Source organism: Streptomyces sudanensis (genome assembly GCF_023614315.1).
GTDB lineage: Bacteria > Actinomycetota > Actinomycetes > Streptomycetales > Streptomycetaceae > Streptomyces > Streptomyces sudanensis.
Genome location: NZ_CP095474.1, coordinates 2,241,007 through 2,248,610, shown reverse-complemented (window position 1 = coordinate 2,248,610; position 7,604 = coordinate 2,241,007). Strand labels below are relative to the sequence as shown.

The 7,604-nt window shown below is 74.2% G+C and carries 5 protein-coding genes; 4 read left to right on the top strand and 1 reads right to left on the bottom strand.

All coding sequences use genetic code 11. The features are described 5' to 3' along the window. Nucleotides 1–139: 139 nt before the first annotated feature. The 4 genes from MW084_RS10370 (at nucleotide 140) to MW084_RS10355 (ending at nucleotide 5,918) form a co-directional block, all read left to right on the top strand. On the top strand, nucleotides 140–1,105 hold the full coding sequence (locus tag MW084_RS10370; RefSeq protein ID WP_010470176.1) for a LysR family transcriptional regulator: 966 nt from the start codon (nucleotides 140–142) through the stop codon (nucleotides 1,103–1,105). Between the two features lie 112 nt (nucleotides 1,106–1,217). Then, nucleotides 1,218–3,503, top strand: a complete 2,286-nt coding sequence (locus MW084_RS10365) for a HelD family protein (protein WP_029553450.1) — start codon at nucleotides 1,218–1,220, stop codon at nucleotides 3,501–3,503. A gap of 367 nt (nucleotides 3,504–3,870) precedes the next feature. Beyond that, entirely contained in the window at nucleotides 3,871–5,295 is a 1,425-nt protein-coding gene (locus MW084_RS10360) for an NAD-dependent malic enzyme (protein ID WP_010470171.1), read from the top strand. Nucleotides 5,296–5,636: 341 nt separating this feature from the next. Beyond that, entirely contained in the window at nucleotides 5,637–5,918 is a 282-nt protein-coding gene (locus MW084_RS10355; RefSeq protein ID WP_010470168.1) for an HU family DNA-binding protein, read from the top strand. A 220-nt stretch (nucleotides 5,919–6,138) separates the two neighbouring features. On the opposite strand, the gene murA is transcribed toward MW084_RS10355, so the two are convergent. Further along, complete coding sequence (gene murA / locus MW084_RS10350) at nucleotides 6,139–7,479, bottom strand: UDP-N-acetylglucosamine 1-carboxyvinyltransferase (RefSeq protein ID WP_010470166.1); 1,341 nt, start codon at nucleotides 7,477–7,479, stop codon at nucleotides 6,139–6,141. Between the last annotated feature and the right edge of the window lie 125 nt (nucleotides 7,480–7,604).

Genomic DNA, 7,604 nt, shown 5'->3' with positions numbered 1-7,604 from the left:
GGGACNGCGGAGGACGGGNCCGGCTCGGGCGCCGGCCCCGCGGGGTGCGGGGACATGCCCCCACCCTCACCGGTCCGCCCGCCACCGGTCCAACACCTGTTCGGAGCCGATTGACGCACCCGTGTTGTAGGTTCCGGGGGTGCTCCCCGACATCGACCCCCGGCTCCTGCGCGCCTTCGCCGCCGTCGCCGAGGAACTGCACTTCACCCGCGCCGCCGCCCGCCTCCACGTCGCCCAGCAGGCCCTCAGCCGCGACATCCGGAACCTGGAGCGGCGGCTCGGTACCGAGCTGTTCGCCCGCACCACCCGGCAGGTCGCCCTCACCCCCGACGGCGAGCGGCTCCGCCCGCACGCGCAGGCGGTCCTCGCCGCGTACGGCGACCTGGCGGCGGCCTTCTCCGGCACCGGGCCCCGCCCGCTCCTCGTGGACCTCAACTCGCCCGGCATGAGCGGCGGCCGGGTCCTGGACCGGGCCCGCGCGCTGGTGCCCGACTGCGAGCTGATGGCCCGCTTCGAGAGCGGACTGACCGGCGCCGCCGCCGAGATCCTCGCCGGCCGCCTCGACGCCTCCTTCGGCCGGGTCGCCGGCCTCGACCCGGCGGTCCGCGCCCGTCTCGCCTGGCAGGCCGTACGGTACGAGCCGATGGCCGTGATCCTGCCCGAGGACCACCCGCTCGCCGGCCGCGACCGGATCGGACTGGCCGCCCTCGCCGGGCAGGCGCTGTACGCCGGGGCGGGCAACCCCCGCACCCGCGAGTGGACCGACCTGGCCGCGCTGCTCTTCGCCGGGCACGGCGTCCGCGTCGCCCCGCCCGCGCCGCTCGCGGTCGGCGTGGAGGAGTTCCGCCGCGTCATGGCCAGGAGCCGCACCCCGGTCCTCGCCGCGGTCGGCTTCCCGCCCGTGCCGGGCACCGTCCTGCGCCCGCTCGTGGACCCCGTCCCCCTGTCGCCGGTGGCGCTCGTGTGGCGCAGGGGGCTGGAGCACCCCGGTCTGGACGCGCTCCGCACCGCCGCCGCCCGCCTCGCCGCCGAGGAGGACTGGCTCGCCGTGCCGGACGGGGCGTGGCTCCCGGAAGCGGACGCCGCCCTGATGCGCGCCGGGTGAGGGCCGCCCGGCGCCCGCCGGGCGGCGGCGCCCCGGGGCGGCCGGACTGACACGGGGCCGAAAGGTGGCGTACGCTCGACGGCTGCCCAGTGCACGTCAGAAGGGGGCCGTGGTGGCCGCGCAGGAAGCCGACCGGGTGGTCGACACGGTCCGGGACCGTGAGGTCGCGGTGGAGCAGGACCACCTGGACCGGGTCTACCGCCGGCTCGAGGAGAAGATCCACGAGGCGGAGTTCGTCATGCACGACGCCGCCCGGCGCGGCCAGGTCGGCACGCCCGGCGCGCTCGCCGAGCGGGACGCGCAGGTGTTCCGCGCCGGCGTCCACCTCAACCGCCTGAACAGCGAGTTCGAGGACTTCCTCTTCGGCCGCATCGACCTCCTGCGCGGCAAGGACGGCCAGAAGGGCCCCGACGGCGCGTACACCTCCGTCGAACCCACCGACGACGCCGTACGGCCCGACGGCACCGCCGAGATCGCCGAGACGCTCCACATCGGCCGCCTCGGCGTACTCGACACCGACTACAACCCGCTCGTCATCGACTGGCGCGCGCCCGCCGCCGCGCCGTTCTACCGGGCCACGCCCGTCGACCCGGGCCGGGTGGTGCGCCGCCGCGTCATCCGCTCCAAGGGCCGCCGCGTCCTCGGCGTCGAGGACGACCTGATGCGCCCCGAGCTGACCGCCCTGCTCGACGGCGCCGAACTGCCCGTCGTCGGGGACGGCGCCCTCATGGCCGCGCTGGGCCGGGCCCGGGGCCACACGATGCGCGACATCGTGTCGTCCATCCAGGCCGAGCAGGACCTCGTCGTCCGCGCGCCCGCCGCGTCCGTCACGTACGTCGAGGGCGGCCCCGGCACCGGCAAGACCGCCGTCGCCCTGCACCGCGCCGCGTACCTGCTGTACCAGGACCGGCGCCGGTACGCCGGGGGCATCCTCGTCGTCTCGCCGACGCCCCTGCTCGTCGCCTACACCGAGGGCGTCCTGCCGTCGCTGGGCGAGGAGGGCCAGGTCGCCGTCCGCGCCGTCGGCGGCCTGGTCGACGGCGTCGAGGCCACCGCGTACGACGAACCGGCCGTCGCCCGGGTCAAGGGCTCCTCCCGGATGCTGAAGGTGCTGCGCAAGGCCGCCCGGGGCGCCCTGGAGCAGGGCACGGCCCCCGACCGGCTGCGCGTGGTCGCCTTCGGCCGGCGCGTCGAGCTGGAGGCCGAGGAGCTGCGGCGGATCCGCCACGCGGTGCTCGGCGGCACCGCCCCGGTCAACCTGCTCCGCCCGCGGGCCCGGCGCCTGCTCCTGGACGCCCTGTACGCGAAGACGGGCGCCGCCGCCCGCCACACCGACCCGGAACTCGCCGCCGAGCTGCGGTCCTCCTTCGACGAGGACGTCACGTCGGAGGACTCCTTCACCGGGTTCCTCGACGCCTGGTGGCCCGAGCTGACCCCGCGCGGGGTGCTCGCCGCGATGGCCGACGAGAGGCGCCTGGCCCGCTGGTCGCGCCGCGTCCTCAACCCCGGCGAGGTGCGCCGCCTCGCCCGCTCGCTGCGCCGCGACGCGTACTCCGTGCACGACGTGGCCCTCCTCGACGAGCTGCACACGCTGCTCGGCACGCCCGCCCGGCCGCGCCGCAGACGGGAGGCGGACCCGCTGGACCAGCTCACCGGCCTGGAGGAGCTGATGCCCGTGCGGGAGGAGTCGCAGCGCGAGCGGGCCGAGCGGCTCGCCCAGGAGCGCACCGAGTACGCGCACGTCATCGTCGACGAGGCGCAGGACCTCACGCCCATGCAGTGGCGCATGGTCGGCCGCCGCGGCCGGCACGCCACCTGGACGGTCGTCGGGGACCCGGCGCAGTCGTCCTGGTCGGCCCCCGACGAGGCCGCCCAGGCCCGCGACGAGGCGCTGGGCACCCGGCCGCGCCGCCGCTTCACCCTCACGGTGAACTACCGCAACCCCGCCGAGATCGCCGAGCTGGCCGCGAAGGTCCTGGCCCTGGCCATGCCCGGCGCCGAGTCGCCGCGCGCGGTGCGCTCCACGGGCGTCGAGCCCCGCTTCACCGCCGCGGGCGACGGCGACCTCGCCCGGGTCGTGCGGGACGAGGCGCGCCGCCTCCTGGAGCGGGTGGACGGCACCGTGGGCGTCGTCGTCGCCATGGACCGGCGGGAGCAGGCGGCGGGCTGGCTCGCCGGGCTGGGCGACCGCGTGGTGGCGCTGGGCAGCCTGGAGGCGAAGGGCCTGGAGTACGACGCGACGGTGGTGGTCTCGCCCGCCGAGATCGCCGACGAGTCCCCGGCGGGCCTGCGGGTGCTGTACGTGGCGCTGACCCGCGCCACGCAGCAGCTGACGGTCGTCGCCGGGCGGCGCGACGAACCGGACGCCGCGGGGGTGCCGGACCTGCTGCGCGACTGAACCGCGACCGAATCCCGGCGGGTTTGTTAGCCTGGTGGTGGCACCGGCTCGATCCAAGCCCCCGGGCCCAACCTTAGTCGCCGCGAGCGACCACTTGCCGCGAGGCGAGCATGGCGGGCCGGTGTCGCTGAACGTGGCAGCGGGTCCGCGTCGTCCCGGACGACGCGGACCCGCTTTCTCGTGGTCCCGTTCTCGTGGTCCCGCGATCGCCGTTCCCGCGGGGCGGAGCGGGGACGCCCGGGAGCAAAACGACCGTATTATCTGCTACCGGCGAGTAGGTGCGACCATCGGAGGGCCCGCGCGGTCCGTGCCGCGCGGGACGGCAGCGAACCCAGAGCGAACCCAGGGAAAGCAGAGGAACCCGGTCATGGCAACGGCGCCCAGCGTCTCGTACTCGATGACGGTCCGGCTGGAGGTGCCCGCGAGCGGAACGGCGGTCTCCCAGCTCACCACGGCCGTGGAGTCCTCCGGCGGTTCCGTCACCGGCCTCGACGTGACCGCCTCCGGCCACGAGAAGCTGCGGATCGACGTGACCATCGCGGCCACCTCGACCACGCACGCCGACGAGATCGTCGGCAAACTGCGCGACATCGAGGGCGTCGTCCTCGGCAAGGTCTCCGACCGCACCTTCCTGATGCACCTCGGCGGCAAGATCGAGATGGCGTCGAAGCACCCCATCCGCAACCGCGACGACCTGTCCATGGTCTACACGCCCGGGGTCGCCCGCGTGTGCATGGCCATCGCCGAGAACCCCGAGGACGCCCGCCGCCTCACCATCAAGCGCAACTCCGTCGCCGTCGTCACCGACGGCTCCGCCGTACTCGGCCTGGGCAACATCGGCCCGAAGGCCGCCCTGCCGGTCATGGAGGGCAAGGCGGCGCTGTTCAAGCGGTTCGCCGGGATCGACGCCTGGCCGATCTGCCTCGACACGCAGGACTCCGACGCGATCGTGGAGATCGTCAAGGCCATCGCGCCCGGGTTCGCCGGCATCAACCTGGAGGACATCTCCGCGCCCCGCTGCTTCGAGATCGAGGCGCGGCTGCGCGAGGCCCTGGACATCCCGGTCTTCCACGACGACCAGCACGGCACCGCGATCGTCGTCCTCGCCGCCCTCACCAACGCCCTGCGCGTCGTCGGCAAGGACGTCGGGGACGTCCGCGTCGTCATGTCCGGCGCCGGCGCCGCCGGCACGGCCATCCTCAAGCTCCTCATCGCGGCGGGCGTCAAGCACGCGGTCGTCGCCGACATCCACGGCGTCGTCCACGCCGGCCGCGAGGACCTGGTGGACGCCGCGCCGGAGTCCCCGCTGCGCTGGATCGCCGACAACACCAACCCCGAGGGCGTCACCGGCACGCTGAAGGAGGCCGTGCGCGGCGCCGACGTCTTCATCGGCGTCTCCGCCCCGAACCTCCTCGACGGCGACGACGTGGCCGCCATGGCCGACGACGCCATCGTGTTCGCGCTCGCGAACCCGGACCCCGAGGTCGACCCGGCCGTCGCCCGCCGGACCGCCGCCGTGGTGGCCACCGGCCGGTCCGACTTCCCGAACCAGATCAACAACGTGCTGGTGTTCCCCGGCGTGTTCCGCGGCCTGCTGGACGCCCAGTCCCGTACGGTCAACACCGACATGATGCTCGCGGCGGCGACCGCCCTGGCGGACGTCGTCACCGACGGGGAACTGAACCCGAACTACATCATCCCGTCGGTCTTCAACGACAAGGTCGCGGGTGCCGTGGCCGGTGCCGTACGCAACGCCGCGAAGGCCGCGGCGGCGGATGCGAAGCCCCTCTGACGCCCCTCACCGAGGGTGACGGCCCTCACGGTCGCGCGGCACCCGGCGCGTCGCGGACCGTGCGCTTCCGCATCCGCCCGTAGGGTTGCGCTTCGGCTCCGGGACGTCTTCGCGCGGTCGGCGCGCGCGGTCGGGCCGGACCCCGCCGAGGCGGGGCCGCGGTGCTCTCCGCACGATGCCGGAGGGCGCCGGATTGGCTTTCCCGCCGCTGGTGGGGGCAGGATGCGTATTCGGGCGCGAGGGTCTGACGGCAGACCCGGGTCCGAGCACTGTCCTAGGGCCCTGGCAGCATCGGCTTCGATCTCACGCCTCACAGGCAAGAAGAACACGGGAGTAACAACATGAACCGCAGTGAGCTGGTGGCCGCCCTGGCCGACCGCGCCGAGGTGACCCGCAAGGACGCCGACGCCGTGCTGGCCGCGCTCGCCGAGACCGTCGGCGAGGTCGTCGCCAAGGGTGACGAGAAGGTCACCATCCCCGGCTTCCTGACCTTCGAGCGCACCCACCGCGCCGCTCGTACCGCCCGCAACCCGCAGACCGGCGACCCGATCGAGATCCCGGCCGGCTACAGCGTCAAGGTCTCCGCGGGCTCGAAGCTCAAGGAAGCCGCCAAGGGCAAGTAGGCCCCCGCGGGCGTGTGAAGGGGGCGGGCGCCCCGGACGGCGACCGCCCTTCTCCCGCCCGTACACGGTCCCTTCCGGGACCCCGCGCGGTCCGCGCGACGACGACGGCCCCCCGTTCACCCGGGGGGCCGTCGTCGTCGCGAACGCAAGGCGGCGCACCGCCGGAGGGCCGCCGCGGGCCGGGGGAGGGCCGCCGGGCGGGCCGCCCCCGGCTCCGCCGTCAGACGGCCCTGGCGCCCGGCAGCTCGACCTTCGCGCCCAGCTCCACCAGCTTCTGCATGAAGTTCTCGTAGCCCCGGTTGATCAGCTCGATGCCGTGGACGCGCGACGTGCCCTGCGCCGCCAGGGCGGCGATCAGGTACGAGAAACCGCCGCGCAGGTCCGGGATGACCAGGTCGGCGCCCTGGAGCCGGGTCGGGCCCGACACGACCGCGGAGTGCAGGAAGTTCCGCTGGCCGAAACGGCAGTCGGAGCCGCCCAGGCACTCCCGGTACAGCTGGATGTGCGCGCCCATCTGGTTCAGCGCCGACGTGAAGCCCAGCCGCGACTCGTACACCGTCTCGTGGACGATCGACAGGCCCGCGGCCTGCGTCAGCGCCACCACCAGCGGCTGCTGCCAGTCGGTCTGGAAGCCCGGGTGCACGTCCGTCTCCAGGGCTATGGCGTTCAGCGAGCCGCCCGGGTGCCAGAAGCGGATGCCCTCGTCGTCGATCTCGAAGGCGCCGCCCACCTTCCGGTACGTGTTGAGGAAGGTCATCATCGAGCGCTGCTGCGCGCCGCGCACGTAGATGTTGCCCTCGGTCGCCAGCGCCGCCGACGCCCAGGACGCCGCCTCCAGGCGGTCCGGGAGCGCGCGGTGGGCGTAGCCGCCCAGCTCGTCCACGCCGGTGATTCGGATCGTCCGGTCGGTGTCCATCGCGATGATGGCGCCCATCTTCTGCAGGACGCAGATGAGGTCCTCGATCTCGGGCTCGACGGCCGCGTTGGAGAGTTCCGTCACACCCTCCGCCAGCACCGCCGTCAGCAGCACCTGCTCGGTCGCGCCCACCGACGGGTAGGGCAGCCGGATCTTCGTGCCGCGCAGCCTCCGGGGGGCCTCCAGGTACTGGCCGCCCTCGCGCTTCTCGATCCTCGCGCCGAACTGCCGCAGCACCTCGAAGTGGAAGTCGATCGGCCGTCCGCCGATGTCGCAGCCGCCCAGCCCGGGGATGAACGCGTGCCCGAGCCGGTGCAGCAGCGGGCCGCAGAACAGGATCGGGATGCGCGAGGAGCCCGCGTGGGCGTCGATGTCGGCGACGTTCGCCGACTCGACGTACGTCGGGTCCATCACCAGTTCGCCCGGCTCGTCGCCGGGGCGGACGGTCACGCCGTGGAGCTGGAGCAGCCCGCGGACCACCCGCACGTCGCGGATGTCCGGCACGTTGCGCAGCCGGCTGGGTCCGCTGCCGAGCAGGGCGGCGACCATCGCCTTGGGCACGAGGTTCTTCGCGCCGCGGACGCGGATCTCGCCCTCCAGCGGAGTGCCGCCGTGGACAAGCAGTACATCGTCTGTGCCGGTCATGTATCTCGCGTTCCGGATGTGGTCGGGCAGGGGCCAGACAAAAGCGTAAAGGGCTTTCGCCCCCGACCCGTAAGGCGGCAGAGCGGCGGAAGACGTGAGGAACCCGACTCGCCACCCTCCGTGCC